The sequence below is a fragment of the Gilvimarinus algae genome (assembly GCF_030518215.1).
Classification (GTDB): Bacteria; Pseudomonadota; Gammaproteobacteria; order Pseudomonadales; family Cellvibrionaceae; genus Gilvimarinus; species Gilvimarinus algae.
Map to the genome: position 1 here is coordinate 275,638 of NZ_JAULRT010000059.1, position 15,253 is coordinate 290,890.

Consider the following 15,253-nt stretch of genomic DNA (forward strand, 5'->3'; position numbering starts at 1 on the left):
TTAAACCTCCGATCAGGCCCGAAAACGCGCCCGTGTTGCGCCAATGCCGTGCATTTGGCTTTGGTGTCGCACAAAAACAGGGTTTTTGCGATTGAGTGCTGAGTGTCTGGTTGGTGCAAATTCTCAAAGTGGTAGTGCATGAGCACCAAAAGGTGGCGGTAGTGGCGCACACGCGAAAGCGTTTATTGATTGTGGGGAACGGTATGGCGGCCGGGCGGCTGCTGGACGAGCTGCTCAAGCGAGGCTGCCCCCAGCTTGAAATTACCGTGATTGGCGACGAGCGCCAGGGCAGTTACAACCGGATTATGTTGTCCCCTGTGTTGGCCGGTGAAACACGGGCGCCGGATATCATCGGCAAACCCTCGAGCTGGTACCGCGATCGCGGCATTCGTTTTGTCAGCGGCGTGCAGGTCAAAGCCATTGAGCGCGAGCAGCAGTGCGTGCTTACCACCGAGGGCAGCCGCCTGCGCTACGACCATCTGGTGCTGGCCGTGGGCTCGCGCCCGGCCACCATACCCGCTGAGAACCAAGACCTCGGCAATCTCTTCAGCTTTCGCACCCTGCGCGATGTGGACAAGCTGCTGAACCTCGCCCGCTTTCATCACCTGCACGGCCGCCAAACCGACACCGATGCCCTAGTGATTGGCGGTGGCTTGCTCGGCCTTGAGGCCGCCTATGGCTTGGCACTCAAGGGGCTGCGCGTCACCCTCGTGCACCGCTCCGGCTGGCTGCTCAATCGCCAGCTCGACGACACTGCGGGCGGCTTTCTAAAACAGGTGCTCGAACAAAAAGGCATAGACTTTGTGCTCAGCGACGAGGTGGCCAGATTTACCGGCTCGCACCAGCTCACCGGCGCCATGTTCAAATCAGGCCGGCAGCTCAGCTGCAAGCTCGGGGTGATCGCCACAGGTATTACCCCCAACAAAGAGTTGGGGCTGGCCGCCGGTCTTGCGGGTGAGCGCGCTGTGGCGGTGGATGACACCATGGCCACCTCCGATCAACACATCAGCGCCATTGGCGAGTGCGTGGAGTTTAACGGCGAGACCTTTGGCCTGGTGGAACCCATCTGGCAGCAGTGCATCAGCCTGGCCGACCGGCTCTGCGACAACACACGCACGCCCTTTGTGAACGCGCCTGTGCCCACCAAATTAAAAGTCTCTGGCGTGAATTTGTTTTCCGCCGGTGAGCACTTAACCAAAGCGGAGCACCGCGAGCTGATTTACCGCGACGACAATGCCGGCATCTATCGCAAGCTGTTGTTGAAAGACAATCGCATTGTCGGTGTGGTGTTGTTTGGCGATACCCGCGACGGCCAGGACTACTTTGCCATGATGACCGAGAAACAAGATGTCTCCGCCATTGCGCCGCTGCTTCTGATGGGCCGGGCGTTTTATCGCGCTGAAGATTCCGAGGCAGCCTAATGTCCATGCCCGAACAACTGATCGCCTCAGATACCGTCAACACCACCTGCTGCTACTGCGGCGTTGGCTGCGGTGTCACCGCTACGGTAGCCAACCAACAAGTGGTGAGCGTGTCTGGTCACCAGCAGCACCCGGCCAACAAGGGCCGCCTCTGTGTCAAAGGCTCGTCTTTGCACGAGACTCAGCAATCCCCCGATCGTTTGCTGTCCCCCATGCTGCACGGCGAGCCTGTGGATTGGGATACGGCGCTTGGCTACGGCGCGGATAAATTTCGCGCGATCATCGAAGAGCACGGCCCGGACGCGGTGGCCTTTTATCTCTCGGGGCAATTGCTCACCGAGGATTACTACGTTGCCAATAAATTGATGAAAGGTTTTATCGGCACCGCCAATATCGATACCAACTCGCGGCTTTGCATGGCCTCGGCGGTGGTGGCTCACAAGCGTGCCTTTGGCTCGGACGCCGTGCCCGGCTGCTACGAAGATCTGGAGCAAACCGATTTACTGATTCTGGTGGGCTCCAACATGGCCTACGCTCACCCGGTGATTTACCAGCGCGTGGCCAAAGCCAAAGAAGAGCGGCCCGAGCTGAAAGTGGTGGTACTCGATCCGCGCCGCACGGCCACCTGCGAGTTGGCCGATGTCCATTTACCCCTGCGTCCGGGAACGGACGCATTCTTTTTTAACGGATTACTGAATTTTCTCGCCGAGCAAAACTCGCTGGATGCAGCGTTTATTCGCGATCACTGCACGGGCTTTGATGAGGCGCTCGCCGCCGCACGAGCACAAGTGCCAAGCCTTAACGCCGCCGCCGGCCACTGCGGGCTGGACGCGCAAGAGCTGGCGCAGGTGTACCACTGGTTTGCGGGCACCGACAAAGTGGTCACAGTGTTTTCCCAGGGCGTTAACCAATCCTCCTCCGGCGTGGACAAAGGCAATGCACTGATCAACTGCCATCTGGCCACCGGAAAAATCGGCCGGCCCGGTGCCGCGCCCTTTTCCATTACCGGCCAGCCCAACGCCATGGGCGGGCGTGAGGTGGGCGGGCTGGCCAATCAGCTGGCCGCGCACATGGGTTACGACAACCCCGACGACATTGCCCGCGTCGAGGCTTTTTGGCAGGCGCCCAACATGGCCCGCAAAGAGGGTCTGAAAGCCGTGGACATGTTCCGCGCGATAGAAGAGGGCAAGATCAAAGCCGTCTGGATCATGGCCACCAACCCGGCGGTCACGCTGCCGGAAGCGGGCCGAGTAAGGCGCGCGCTGGAGCAGTGCGAGTTGGTGATCGTCAGCGATTGCATTGGCAATACCGATACCGCCAAGCTCGCGCACTTGGTCTTACCCGCCACCACCTGGAGCGAAAAGCACGGCACGGTTACCAATTCCGAGCGCTGCATTTCCGTGCAAAAGGGCTTTCTGTCCGCACCCGGCGAGGCGCGCCACGACTGGCAAATCATCTGCGAGTTTGCGGGCAAGCTCGGTTACGGCGAGCACTTTACTTACCCCCACCAAGTGGATATTTTCCGCGAGCACGCCGCGCTCTCGGCGCTGGACAATAACGGCCAGCGCGGCTTTAACATCGGCGCGCTCGCTGCCATCGACCGGGCCGAGTACGACAACTTACGCCCCATCCGCTGGCCGGTCACCACCGAGGCGCCCGCCGGTACCGACCGCTTGTTTACCGATGGCCGCTTTTTTACCCCCGACGGCCGCGCCCGCTTTGTGCCCATCCAGGCAAAAGCGCCGGGCCTGGCTCCCGCGCCCGACCAGGTGGTGATGAACACCGGACGCATCCGCGATCAGTGGCACACCATGTCGCGCACCGGCACCGCCGCCAAACTGCTCGGCCATGTGGATGAACCTTATATCGATGTGCACCCAGCCGACATTCAGCGCTTTGGCTTGACCCCTGGCGATCTGGCCATACTCGGTAACGGCCAGGCGCGCTATTACGGCCGGGTCAAAGAGGCGGCCAGCCAGCGCCAGGGCGAGGTGTTTGTGCCCATGCACTGGAATCAAAAATACGCGCTCGCCAGTTGTGCGGACGATCTGGTGAATGCGCTGGTGGACCCTCTGAGCGGCCAGCCTGAGTTCAAGCACACGCCGGTGACTGTCAAGCCGTTTACCCAGGCCTGGAATGGCTTTTTGCTCAGCACCGGGGACATTGCTCCGGCCTGTGAGTACTGGGCAAAGATCACTCTGGCCGGCGGCTATAAATTCCGCCTGGCCGATGGCCGCTTACCCGAGGACTGGCTCGCCTGGCTGAAAGCCCTTTACCCGGCCATCACCGACTGGGTACGGGTCAGCGATTCCGGCGGGCAGTTTTTTCGCGCGGCGGGTTTTATCGATGGTGTTTTGTCTGTGGTGCTGAGCACGGCTACGGATAAAAAATCCGCACCGGAAATGCGTTGGCTGGAGGACCAGCTCAATACCCGCATTGATGCCAACGCCCGCTTTGCGATTTTGGCCGGTACCCCTGGCGCGGGTGTGGAAGATGTGGGGGCTATTATTTGCTCTTGCTTTCAGGTGGGTGAGAAGACCATTGAAAAAGCCATTGCTGACGGTTGTGGGAGTGTGGAGACCTTGGGGGAGCGGATTAAGTGTGGGACCAATTGTGGGTCTTGTATTCCGGAGTTGAAGGGGTTTTTTAAGTAGTTTTGGATTTCGCTCTGGCTTAGCTTTTTATTGGTTTTCTTTTCGGCTTAGTTTGGTGCTATTTGAATAGCGTTGTTCGTTTTAAATCGCTTTTGCCCTCTGTTGCCGGGCGGGTGAAGTACTTTTCTGCTTGTCCAGAAAAGTACTCAAAAGGCAGCTCCTGCGCATCCATGCGCCCGCTGCATTAGTGAACCCCTTCACGTCAAAGACACCCCGGTTCGCGGCCTTTCGGGTTCCCTCACTCCAGTCTATTGTAGCGGGCCGTATCGACGCGCCGCAGCCCAGGCTGCCCTCTCTGCTGCGATGCAGCATTCACCTTGTCCCTGGCGCGGCGCTACTTGCGCACGCTTCCCCGCGTGCTTACCCCCTAAAATAGCCCTCCGTTCGGCTCGCTCTCAGGGATTCAAGGTGTACCATCCTGTGAGAATTGTCCTCCGCTCGGCTCATCGCAAGGACCTCTCCGGTGCCAGATTTCGGCTGTTGGGCGGCGTCAATTGAGTATTGCCAACTGGCTAAAATAGTGGCACTCTTTTCCTCAAGTGTTTTAGCGGGTTTGCCGGGGCCTTTAGGGTTGGGGCGGATCAGCAGTAGCCAGTGGGATGGTGGTATCAATAGGCATTCGGAGTAGGGTGCGGGCACTTCCCTTCTGGTTAATTGTTTTCCCGATAAAACCTGTAAACGACAGGCGGTAACATTCTCTGTGCTACTGAAAAGGCAAAATAAATGGGCTGCTGGAAGCTCGTATTAACACCGTTAAACTCTTTTTCATAGGAAAAGAAGCCGATTTTTGTGCCACCTAGAAAAGGTATTCGGTAAAACTTAGAAGAATCAGTTAGTTGCTCCAGACCTGTTTTGTGTGAGCGAATCGATTTGCTCCAGAGTTATACAGCCTGAGTCTTTCTTTCCTGCGGTAGGTAGCTGTTGATGAATACTGATTTTCTTTTTAAATCAGGACGCTACGGCGACTTCTTTATCTCGATTCCAGGGGAGTTATATTGCCGCGGGGAATTTTACCTTGGCTTTTGAATTAGCTGTTAGAGTTCTAGGAGATACATAGTGATATTTGAACTTTTAGATGCAATCTCAGCAATGGCACTCTTGCTCATTTCTGCATCAATGCTCCAGCTTGTGCTGCTGAAGCACAAACAAATGAAAGCTGAAACGTTATCCCGAACTCAGGATGAAATATACCGTAGTGAAAAAATGCGTCCTCTTCTCAATCGCGTAGTACGTCAGAGCCAAGGCGTCGATTGGAATATGGAGATGTTGTTCGAAAATGCTGAAATTAGGGAGGAAGCTTTTGAGGCATTGAACTACTGCGAATATCTTTGTATGGGAATTGCCAACGGAATATTTAACGAGCAGATCATAAAAAGTTTTTATGGGACACAGATCTTAATAATTGCAACTCACTTCAGAAGAGTCATAAAGGAATTAAGGTACCAAAGTAATGCGCCTGATAATTTTCGCTATCTCTATAAGGTTGCCGAAAATTGGGGGGGCTGGAAATGAGTTCGTCTGCTTTTGATGCAATATCTAAATTCTGCCTAGATAATGATAAAGACTTTCCTGTTCGCAACCAGGCTTTTGCTATTTACGCACAGAAGCTAAAAGAAGCGATTGAGAATCATAAACAAAAAAATGGAAGAATAACGCCTGCCCAAGAGTCTACCATTCACAACATGATGGAATCTGAAAGTGAAATTCGTGGGTATGTGGTAGCTGCTGAGAGAATAATTTCAGATATAAAAGAAACAGCGATAGAGCCATATAAAAGTAGCTTCAATTGGAAAGACTACTGGATTTCTGTGAGTTCATCGGTTCTTGGAGCGTTTTTCTATTCTGTGTTGCTAGTTATCATGTTTGTAGTTGCCGAAGAGCAAATAAAGTCCTGGGTAGCACCAATGGTCTATGAAAGGCAATCCATCCAAACACCGGCGGATCAGAACTCTAACAATTCAATGCAGCCGACCGCTAACGCGTCGGCTGATTGAGGCGCTATAACTTTACGGAGAGATGAGTGACTCGTAGCCCAGAAGATCAAAAAGTCGCGGATGAGATGTTCGACAAGTTCAGAGATGATCTCCTTAAGCGCGAGCTTTCAAACAGTGAAGGCTATGACAAAGCGATTTTGGCTTTGTCTTCAGCTAGTTTGGGATTCTCACTCACAGTTATCAAATTTATAGTCCCAATTGATACTGCTATTCATTTGTGGCTCTTAGTCCTCTGCTGGTCGCTTTTAGTTCTATGCGTTATCTTCTCGCTGTCGGCCTATCTTGTTAGCAATAAGGCGATTCTCATGCAACTCAATAATGCACGAGATTATTACAAAAAGGGTATTGATGACGCATTCACTAGAAAAAATATCTATGACTCTATCAACATAATTTTGAACCAAGTTACAGGGTTGCTGTTGGCAATAGCAATTTCTATTATTGTGGTATTTATCAGTATTAACATTACTAACGGAGAAAACGAAATGACAAATGAAAAGTCATCTGGAGCATATATCGAAAAGAGTGCAAACATTCCAACTATGGAGAAAGTATCGAATCCGGCAGACAGCGCAATCAATAGTGCCAACGTGCCAACAATGGAGCAGGCGCCGAATACGGGAACCACCTCCCAAGGCGAGTCGTCATCCGAAGGTGAAAAATAGTTATAATAAGGGAATGTTGTTCAGCGCAGTCGTGATCGGACTCGTTGGCGCTTGCCGCAAATTTCGGCGTTAACAGTCAGGGAAAGATATGAGTATACCCAAGCTTACAGAAGAACAGAAAAGCAAGCTAAGACTCTTAGAACCAAGTCTCAAGATTGCCGCGGCACGTAGAGATTTGGAAGAATGCAAAAAGCTGACAGACTATATACAAAATATTCTCAGGCCTACGGGTCACGAAACGAGACTGATGCAGTCAAAAAACTGGATGTTTGAAACGGCAATGGAGGTTGGGGAAATTGACTACGCTATAAACGGATTTAGCGATGTTCGCCAGAAAGTGGCCAAGTCGACACGTCTATACCTTGAGGCTACGGCTCTTCTTGCTATTTGCCACCTTAGAAAGCGAGACCTTTATAGAGCAAAACCTTATATGGTTGAGGCTCTTAGGTGTGAAAAGAATATTAGGTCCGAGAATGGTCGGTCTGAATTTAAAGTAAGTCTAGCGAAGAGATTTGACGAGGAAGCCTTGCTTGCATCAATAGCAACAAATGAATCCGAGTTTATGGACTTAGACAAAATTCAAAGTGATGCCGCGAAGCTAATTCAGACAAAACATGAAGATGAAATATTAGAAATGCTTGGGGCAAATGTTCCTGAGTTCGCTTTGGATTTTGTTGAGCGGGTTCATGCAGAGTCAAAAAATTTGCTAACGTATGAGGAAACGCTGAGGTTGCCTTCGCCGGCTACTTTCCATCAAAAGAAAAAGCTCGGAAAAGGCGTGTTGTCAGCGTTTCAAACTGTAATATGGCAATCACTTTGTGACAAAGAAAGTGAAGTCTACAAAATGTGGTTCACTAATGGATTGCAAGCTGTATTGGACAAAAAATATTTAACAGGTGCAATTGTAAGCTCGCTAGCTGGCCTAAAAATAGGGATTTACGCAATCGCCGTTTATTTAACTTCATTGCTGATAAAAATAGGTATTGAAACATTCTGTAGTGTCTATCAGCCGCATAATCTAATGGCATTGAGGCGATGACTTTTAACAATGCGCTGCTACGGAAAATTTACTCGCTGTCGCCCCTAAACTCCGATTTCGGTAATATTAATCTTAGTATTGAGCGCATGCGAAGATGAGGCGATTACTCGCGCTTCAGGTGAGAGTCCTGAGGTGGTGATGATCGCTGTCAATGAGAGCGTTGACATCTTCCTGTCTTCACAGAGCTCACCATTGGATATGAAAGGGCTGTCCCAGGAGATTGATAGGATCTTGGGCGATGGGAGCAGCTATAGTTTCGTAATCCAGTCCGAAATTGACGGCGCAGTTTACGCGGAATGAATTGAAGGTATGCTCCTCGGCAAGGGCGTCAAAAGTCGTCATATTGCAGTTTCTCGTGGCGTGCCATAACAAATTACTTCAGTCAAGCGCTATCCGCATATTCTGATCTTGGCTTTATACCTAGGTGGGGAATGAAGATATTCAAAGCCGTTTGAAAGGCTGCTGGAGGTTTTTTATCTTAAGTGTCAGGACATTTTTCCGTTGACACTTCGGATATCAAGCGCGCTTAGTGCTATGCATCATACGAGAGTAAACATGAACCCATGGACTGACACCCCCTCTGTAATAAACAAGAACAATCGTCCTGAAGTAAAAATGACAAGGTTGAGGTTGTTGCTAATAGCTCTCGTGCTTGGGCTATATGCCCTTGAGGGGATTCTGGTTAATCCATTAATTTTTTGGGTATCGATTCCAATTTATTTCGGTTATTCGGTAGTCGCTTCAGCCCTAAAAGACAGTTCAAAAGTAAAGTTGCGTCAAGGTTACGGTTATCTGGTGTTGACTGTTTGTTTTACCTATCTATACCACTTTGCCTGGTTTTTTGACTGGAATGACACAAAAACTGGATCATCAACCTCCGCGCTGATATTCCTATGGTTCCCTGTTTACGCTTTCTTTTTTGGGTTTGCCGGATACTTGTTCGGTCTTATTGGGGTGAAAGAGAATAAAGAACGTTAGTTGTACAAAAGTACACTCAGGTGAGCCAGTCTTGTTGTCCCAGAGTGGCGAGCGCCTAGGCAAAATGAATAATATTGTAAACGCAAAGTCCAATGAAAGAGTATTTTAAAATAGTCGCATCAATAGTCATCTCGCTTTTGGCTTTGAGCACCTGCTTTTCTATATTGATAGGTGCCTCAGAGTGGTACGGTGGCCGGGATTATGAGGCCATGATTTTTCCGTATATTGTGGCGATCGTGGGTCTTATTTTCTTTGGTGTTTTAGGGTCAGCTTTTTGGTTTTCTTTTTTGGTGCTTATCAGTGGTATTAAAAGTTACTCTTTTCGGGGGCACGTCGTTAGTGCGTGTTTATCAACAATAGTAACGGTTTTTCTCGTATCTTTTCTGGCCTCAGGTGCGGATTTCTCCCAGTTTCTGGTTGGTCTATACTTCTATATTGTTGTGATTCCGGTTGTTGCTTCCAGCCTTTTGGTCTTATGGTTTTTATATTTTAGAGGGCGCAGGTAGTAACGAGATTTTACCTATTGCCTCCGGTGTGCAAGTGATAAGCTCTTTTAAAAAGTCAGTCTTAACAGGAGATGGGTCGGGATCTTGGCTTGGCGCGAGGAAAGATGTTCCGAAAGGTTTTTCTGGAGTGAGTGATTAGACCTGGAGTTTGCAAAGTGCTGCGCTTTGCCTGGTCGAGGAACAGTAGGAGGTGCTTGCCACCCGAGGGTCAGGCTACAGTAAATGCAGGATTCTATACCGTTGTGTTGGCGGCAGAGTAGGCCCTTTCGAGCTCTGATTTGTCGCTACAGGTTCTATAGTCTATTTCGCGTTCATATGACGTGGATGATATTAAAATAAGGTGTTTTATGAGTGAAAATGAAGTATCCCTGATACCCGGCGGCGAGTTGCGCATTCTTTTTGATAAAGAAAGTGACGATATTACGATTGTCTCTCCCGGCGGTCATAAAATTGTACTCAACGATCGGACCAGAGAGTTGGTTATTAACGATGTCAACGCTAACTCCATTCGCATGGCACCGGAGGGCGTGACGATAACCAGTGCCGGTAATGTCTCCTTGCAGGCCGATCAAAAATTATCCATAAAGGGTGGCCTTGGGGTCGACATCCAGTCCAACGAAGGTGACGTGAGCGTTGATGCCTTAAACATCAAAGAACAGGCTCAAATGAGCTATTCGGCGCAGGGTTCCATGACTGCAGAGGTAAGAGCTGGCGCTGAACTGATCCTAAATGGCGCTATGGTTATGATCAATTGATTCGATGCAGAATAACAGTTAGCTGTGACATATTGACAGGAGATACCTTATGCCACCGGCTGCGAGGTTAACCGATTTTCACGAATGCCCTAAGGAAACGCCGGGTGTGCCACCTGTGCCCCACGTGGGCGGACCGATTACAGGACCGGGCGAGCCAACCGTTCTTATTGGAAAGCTGCCCGCAGCGCGGGTAGGGGATATGTTGGTGTGCGTGGGTCCGCCAGATGAAATCGTCAAGGGCTCGGCTACAGTTCTGATTGGCGGCAAGCCAGCCGCACGGCTGGGAGATGCCACTGCGCACGGTGGCTCTATCCTGATTGGCGACTTTAGCGTAATGATTGGAGGCTAGAGGCTCAGATATACAACGCTTTCAGATGGGTCGCTCAAAAGTCACTTATCGGCCAGTTCAGTTTGCTTTTGCGTATATACAGCGCGGCCTTTTATGAAGAAGATATTTCCAGGGTCCACCAGGGGAAGTCGATATTCAGGAGGTGGCTAGCCTGATCAGTCGGCAGGCTAAAAGACCCAGGGGGATTAAGTGGTATTCGCTGCTCTGGTAAGACCGCCTGCAGCAGCGCCAAGTTTGAGTGTCCCGTATGTTTTGTTGTCTTATCAATTTACATTTTAAAGGAACTAACAATGAATGCTCCAGCGTATAAGCTTACGGTGAATAATCAATCAACCTCGGAAGGTTACGTCCTGATTTTCTTGGAAAAGCCTGATGCTAGCCAGCCAGATATGCAGACTTTCGCGTGGCAATCAAAATTTCTGTATTCAGATGTTGAGGCAGACTTTAGCTGGGAGTTGGATTGGGGGTTTATCTGGCAGCAAACGAATGCGGTTAACGCGTCTCAGCAAATAGTCCCCGCTGATCTGCAAACCAAAAATCAGATTACGCTGAGCTATGATGCCAGCCATCAGGCATTTCACTTCTCAAAGCCAACACAGGGCGCAAGTGCGGGCCAGCTGCGAATTGTTGAAGACTCCTCGGTACCGATAGGTATGGTTGATGTCGGCGTCGCTTTGTCCGGGCATCCGGCGTTTATGGTGAAGTCTCAGCCAAATATGACGGTCGCTATTACCCCGAAGCCAAGTTACTGGCTGGCGTTTGGCAATTCAGAAAGCAAGGGCCCCATCAATGTCGGTGAATATACGAATGCGGTGAAATTGCAGTTCCCGCCGAACATATACGCGCTTACGGCAACCATTCACCCGGATAAGAGCATTACTATTGAAAACACACCGCTGTTAGTTGCGAAACAACCCGATCTCTAAAGAGCTCGGTGGCGCAAATCCTGCGGACAGATTACTCAAAATAGTTAATGCCCTGGCCGCATGGGTGCGCAAAAGCGGCGGAGTTAGTTTTTTTGCCTCAGCAAAAAAACTAACTCTACCGTCCGGCAATTCGAGGGAAACCCCAGTAGGTCTAGCCTAAAGTGGCTAACATCTAAACCACCCTCACGACGCTTCACAAAAATGCGCTTTCGCCACACCCTCTGTGAGCAACTCCTCCAGCCAAATGCTTCCCGCGCTGTATTCCGGCGGTAACTGCAGTTTCTTCAGCGAATTTTTGATCTGCTGTTGGTCTTTGATGGAAATATTAATGTGCCCCATCTTGCGGCCGGGCTTGAGGGCTTTTTGGTACCAGTAGAGCGAGGCGCCGGGGGTTTCCAGCCACTGGGTCTGGTATTCCAGGCCGAGCAGGTTGACCATCAGCAGGTCGCCGCGTTCTTCAATGGCCGGCAGGGGCAGTTTCAGCAGGGCGCGCAGGTGCGCTTCAAACTGGCTGGGGGCGGCGCCATCGAGTGTCCAGTGCCCGGAGTTGTGCACCCGGGGCGAGAGCTCGTTAATCAGTACCTGGTCGTCAACCACAAAGCATTCCATGGCCATCACGCCAACATAGTTCAGCTCGTGCATGACGCGGCTGAGCATGTGTTCGCAGCGCTCTTGCAGCCACAGGGGGCGGTTGTTCCGCGACACGGAAAACTGCAGCACGCCCTTGTGGTGGTAGTTTTCGCTCAAGCGGTAAAACTGAATGTCGCCCGAGTGGGTGCGCGCGCCAATAATTGACACCTCTTGCTCAAAGGGCACCATGGCTTCGGCGATGGCTTTGCCGCGCCACGGCTCCAGTGACCTTACCTCATCGCTCGGCGCTTGGCCTTTGCCGTCATAGCCGCCCTGGCGGTATTTTAAAATGTACTTTTCGCCCAACTGATCTTTGAGCGCTTCAAGGCTGCTGGCCTCGGAGACCTCGCACCAGTTAGGTACGGGCAGCTCCAGCGAGCTCAGCAGCTCTTTTTGCGAGAGCCGGTCTTTGATCAGGGCGTGAGCGCGATGGTTGATCACATCACTTTGGCTCGCTGCGTAGGCGGGCGATTCAATGGCGCTTTCGCTTTCAATGGTGGTGAGCACACTGCCGATGTTATCGGTGGCCTCGGCCGGGTTTTGCAGTAATACCTCCACGCCAATTTTTCTGCCTGCCGTGTGCATCAGCTGCCCGAGCTGACCCTGACCGATCACCTTCACCTTTAGGTTTTGCATAAGTCGATCTCCAGCGGTTCTTGTTGCACTTTCAGGGTTTGCTGGGCGCGCCAGGCCTGAACGCGCTCGCTCAGTTCGGGATCGTGGAGTGCCAGTATTTGGCTCGCCAGCAGGCCGGCGTTGGCGGCGCCGGCATCGCCGATGGCCAGGGTGCCCACGCTGATGCCCTTGGGCATCTGGGCGATGGACAACAAGCTGTCCAGACCGGCCAGGGATTTGCTTTTAACGGGCACGCCGAGCACCGGCAGCGGGGTCATGGATGCGAGCATGCCGGGCAGGTGGGCGGCGCCGCCGGCCCCGGCAATAATGATCTGAAAGCCGTCTTGCTGTGCGTTTTTGGCAAACTGGTAGAGGTCATCGGGCGTGCGGTGGGCTGAGACCACTTGCGCGTGCCAGCTCACCTTGAGCTCATCCAGCATTTGTGCGGCATTGACCATGGTGGGCCAGTCTGAGCGCGAGCCCATCACAATAGCGACTTTGGGTGTAGACATGGTAACTCCTTAAAGCATTGATTGAATCCAGGACTGGTACAGCGGCAGCCCGATAATAACGTTTATGGGGAAGGTTACCCCAAGCGATGCGAGCATGGCCAAACCGATGTCCGCCTTGGGTACGGCCGCGCGTATCGCCACCGGCGCGGCAATGTACGAGGCACTGGCGGTAAGCGCGGCCAGCGCCAGTATGCTGCCGGCCGGGAGGTTCAGCGCTAAGCCGGTAGCAATACCCAGCCAGGCGAGGCCAAAAGGGGCCGCCGCGGCAAAGATCAGCAGGCGCCACTGGTGCACCGGCAGGGGTACGCAGGCGCGGGCCGTGCAGATCCCCATTTCCAGTAAAAACAGAGCCAGAAAGGTTTTAAAGCCGCCGATCAATGCGGGGGTGATGGGTTCGAGACCGACGGGCCCATAGAGCCAGCCGATAATAATACCGCCGGTCAGTAACAGAACGCTACGGCTGGTCAGCGCTTCGTGCACTACGGCAAAAGTGCTTTGGGTTTGGTTGCCCAACCGCTGATGCCACAGCAGCATGACGATCAGCGCGGGCAGCTCCAGCAAGACGAGATAGAGGGTGGTTTCCGGGGCGATGGGCAATTGCGACTGGGCAATCAGCGCGAGGGCGACCGCAAAGGTGCCCGCACTGACCGAGCCATAGTGAGCGGCGATGCTCACGGCGTTTTCGGTGCTCAGCTGCACCAGGCGGCGCAGTATGGGGTAAATCAGCAGCGGAATCAGTACCCCCAAAGAGGCGATGGGCAGCAGTTGATACAGCATGCCCCACTCGGCGCGGCCGTGCAGGGCCATGCCGCCCTTGAGACCGAGCGCGAGCATCAGCAGTATCGACAGGGTTTCGTAGACGGCGGAGGGCACTCGCAGGTCGGATTTGAGCAAGCCGGCCACCAGCCCGAGCAAAAAGAAAACGATCACAATATCTGGCACTGGGTTCTCCTGTGGGTCTGGCGTCCAAACACATGGTCCGGCGCGGTGTGAATGTCGCCCCATCGCGGGCGGGTGTGAGACACCCCGGGTGTTAAGCACGAGCCTTTGGTTGGCGGTGGCGTGTGACGGCGCCGGCCGATATCCGTGCTCCACAGCGCCGGGTTGTCGGGTGTGGCGATTATGCAAAAATCGGGGTATATTTAATAATTAAAGTTTTAATAGTTTGGTATAGATATTTATCTATGGATGTCAGAAAGGTCAGTTTTCGGTTGCTGCAGGTGTTTGTCCAGGTGGTGCAGTCTGGCAGCATTTCCCAGGCCGCCCGCGTGCTGCATCTGACCCAGCCCACGGTGTCCATGCAGCTGAAGAAACTGTCTGACAACATCGGCGAGACGCTACTGGTGACCCAAAACAACCGGCAGGTGACTACGGTGGCCGGCGATGAAGTCTATTCCGCCGCCTGCGATGTTCTCGGCCGGTTTGAAGAGTTAAACGATACCCTGCAGCAGGCCCGCAAGGGGTACCGCGGCCGCATCAACCTCGCCATCGTCACCACCGCCAAGTATTTGCTGCCGCGCATACTCACAGGCTTTTGCCAGTCGCACCCGGATGTGGACGTCACCTTAAGCGTGGGTAACCGCGCCCAGATTTTAGAGAAGTTTTACCAACACGCGAGCGACCTTTACCTGTTCAGTCATCCGCCGTCCGGGCGGCTGGTAAGGGCGGTGCCCATTGCCAGTAATCCGTTGCATTTAATCGCGCCGAAAAACCACTGGGCGGCGGGTAAGCGCGAGCTAAAATTCAAAGAATTGGAGGACGAGCGATTCTTGCTGCGAGAGCAGGGCTCGGCAACGCGCATGGCGTTTGAGTCCTGGCTGAGCTCCGAGGGCCACGAGCTGCACAACACGCTGCAAATTGAAAGCAACGAGGCCATACGTCTCTCGGTTGCCTCTGGCCTGGGGCTGTCGGTCTTGAGTGGGCATACCCTGCAAGAGGGCAAGGATAAAGTCGCCTATCTGAAACTGGAGGGTTTTCCTCTGGCCAGCAACTGGTTTTTGGTGAGTCGGCGGGATTTGCGTTTGTCGGCAGCGGCTCAGGAGTTTGAGCGCTATGTCTGTGAGGCCATCTAGGGCCTGTTCACACTAATTATATGCAGCCTGTTGTGACTAAAAATTTACCAATCAAGGCGTGAGGAGAGAGGTTTGGTCACTCCAAATGAACGACGAGCAACGTGGAGTGGTGAATTTTTAGCCACAACCCGAAGGGC

General features: G+C 52.6%; 15 protein-coding genes. 12 read left to right on the top strand and 3 right to left on the bottom strand.

The features are described from left to right. Positions 1-95 precede the first annotated feature (95 nt). From QWI16_RS12580 to QWI16_RS12630, 11 genes are all read left to right on the top strand, one after another. On the top strand, positions 96-1,421 hold the full coding sequence (locus tag QWI16_RS12580) for an NAD(P)/FAD-dependent oxidoreductase (protein WP_302713612.1): 1,326 nt from the start codon (positions 96-98) through the stop codon (positions 1,419-1,421). Then, the gene (locus QWI16_RS12585; RefSeq protein WP_302713614.1) at positions 1,421-4,075 is read left to right on the top strand and encodes a nitrate reductase; all 2,655 of its coding nucleotides are present in this window, start codon (positions 1,421-1,423) and stop codon (positions 4,073-4,075) included. Before QWI16_RS12580 ends, QWI16_RS12585 begins: the two co-directional genes overlap by 1 nt. 1,056 nt (positions 4,076-5,131) lie before the next feature. Further along, positions 5,132-5,587, top strand: coding sequence for a DUF4760 domain-containing protein (locus QWI16_RS12590; protein WP_302713616.1), 456 nt, complete (start codon positions 5,132-5,134; stop codon positions 5,585-5,587). Continuing rightward, positions 5,584-6,069: a hypothetical protein gene (locus tag QWI16_RS12595; RefSeq protein WP_302713618.1), complete on the top strand. Its 486-nt coding sequence runs from the start codon at positions 5,584-5,586 to the stop codon at positions 6,067-6,069. Before QWI16_RS12590 ends, QWI16_RS12595 begins: the two co-directional genes overlap by 4 nt. A 26-nt stretch (positions 6,070-6,095) precedes the next feature. Next, positions 6,096-6,734, top strand: coding sequence for a hypothetical protein (locus tag QWI16_RS12600; RefSeq protein ID WP_302713620.1), 639 nt, complete (start codon positions 6,096-6,098; stop codon positions 6,732-6,734). 88 nt (positions 6,735-6,822) lie between these two features. Beyond that, positions 6,823-7,773 (top strand): hypothetical protein, encoded by a 951-nt coding sequence (locus tag QWI16_RS12605; RefSeq protein ID WP_302713622.1) that lies wholly within the window; start codon positions 6,823-6,825, stop codon positions 7,771-7,773. Positions 7,774-8,328: 555 nt separating this feature from the next. After that, positions 8,329-8,751, top strand: coding sequence for a hypothetical protein (locus QWI16_RS12610; protein WP_302713624.1), 423 nt, complete (start codon positions 8,329-8,331; stop codon positions 8,749-8,751). A gap of 92 nt (positions 8,752-8,843) precedes the next feature. Next, complete coding sequence (locus QWI16_RS12615) at positions 8,844-9,257, top strand: hypothetical protein (RefSeq protein ID WP_302713626.1); 414 nt, start codon at positions 8,844-8,846, stop codon at positions 9,255-9,257. A gap of 347 nt (positions 9,258-9,604) precedes the next feature. After that, positions 9,605-10,012, top strand: a complete 408-nt coding sequence (locus QWI16_RS12620; protein WP_302713628.1) for a hypothetical protein — start codon at positions 9,605-9,607, stop codon at positions 10,010-10,012. Between the two features lie 49 nt (positions 10,013-10,061). Next, positions 10,062-10,361, top strand: coding sequence for a PAAR domain-containing protein (locus tag QWI16_RS12625; protein ID WP_302713630.1), 300 nt, complete (start codon positions 10,062-10,064; stop codon positions 10,359-10,361). 290 nt (positions 10,362-10,651) lie between these two features. Next, complete coding sequence (locus QWI16_RS12630) at positions 10,652-11,287, top strand: RhiA family protein (RefSeq protein WP_302713632.1); 636 nt, start codon at positions 10,652-10,654, stop codon at positions 11,285-11,287. A 183-nt stretch (positions 11,288-11,470) separates the two neighbouring features. Here QWI16_RS12630 and QWI16_RS12635 read toward each other — a convergent pair whose 3' ends face one another. The 3 genes from QWI16_RS12635 to QWI16_RS12645 are packed head-to-tail and all read right to left on the bottom strand — an operon-like array spanning position 11,471 to position 13,986. Continuing rightward, the gene (locus QWI16_RS12635) at positions 11,471-12,553 is read right to left on the bottom strand and encodes an ATP-grasp domain-containing protein (RefSeq protein ID WP_302713634.1); all 1,083 of its coding nucleotides are present in this window, start codon (positions 12,551-12,553) and stop codon (positions 11,471-11,473) included. Beyond that, complete coding sequence (gene purE / locus QWI16_RS12640) at positions 12,541-13,044, bottom strand: 5-(carboxyamino)imidazole ribonucleotide mutase (RefSeq protein WP_302713636.1); 504 nt, start codon at positions 13,042-13,044, stop codon at positions 12,541-12,543. The genes QWI16_RS12635 and purE overlap by 13 nt, the downstream gene beginning before the upstream one ends. A gap of 9 nt (positions 13,045-13,053) precedes the next feature. Continuing rightward, on the bottom strand, positions 13,054-13,986 hold the full coding sequence (locus QWI16_RS12645) for a sodium-dependent bicarbonate transport family permease (RefSeq protein WP_302713638.1): 933 nt from the start codon (positions 13,984-13,986) through the stop codon (positions 13,054-13,056). A 242-nt stretch (positions 13,987-14,228) separates the two neighbouring features. Here QWI16_RS12645 and QWI16_RS12650 point away from each other — a divergent pair, with 242 nt between their 5' ends. Beyond that, positions 14,229-15,116, top strand: a complete 888-nt coding sequence (locus QWI16_RS12650) for a LysR family transcriptional regulator (protein WP_302713640.1) — start codon at positions 14,229-14,231, stop codon at positions 15,114-15,116. The last annotated feature ends 137 nt before the right edge of the window (positions 15,117-15,253 follow it).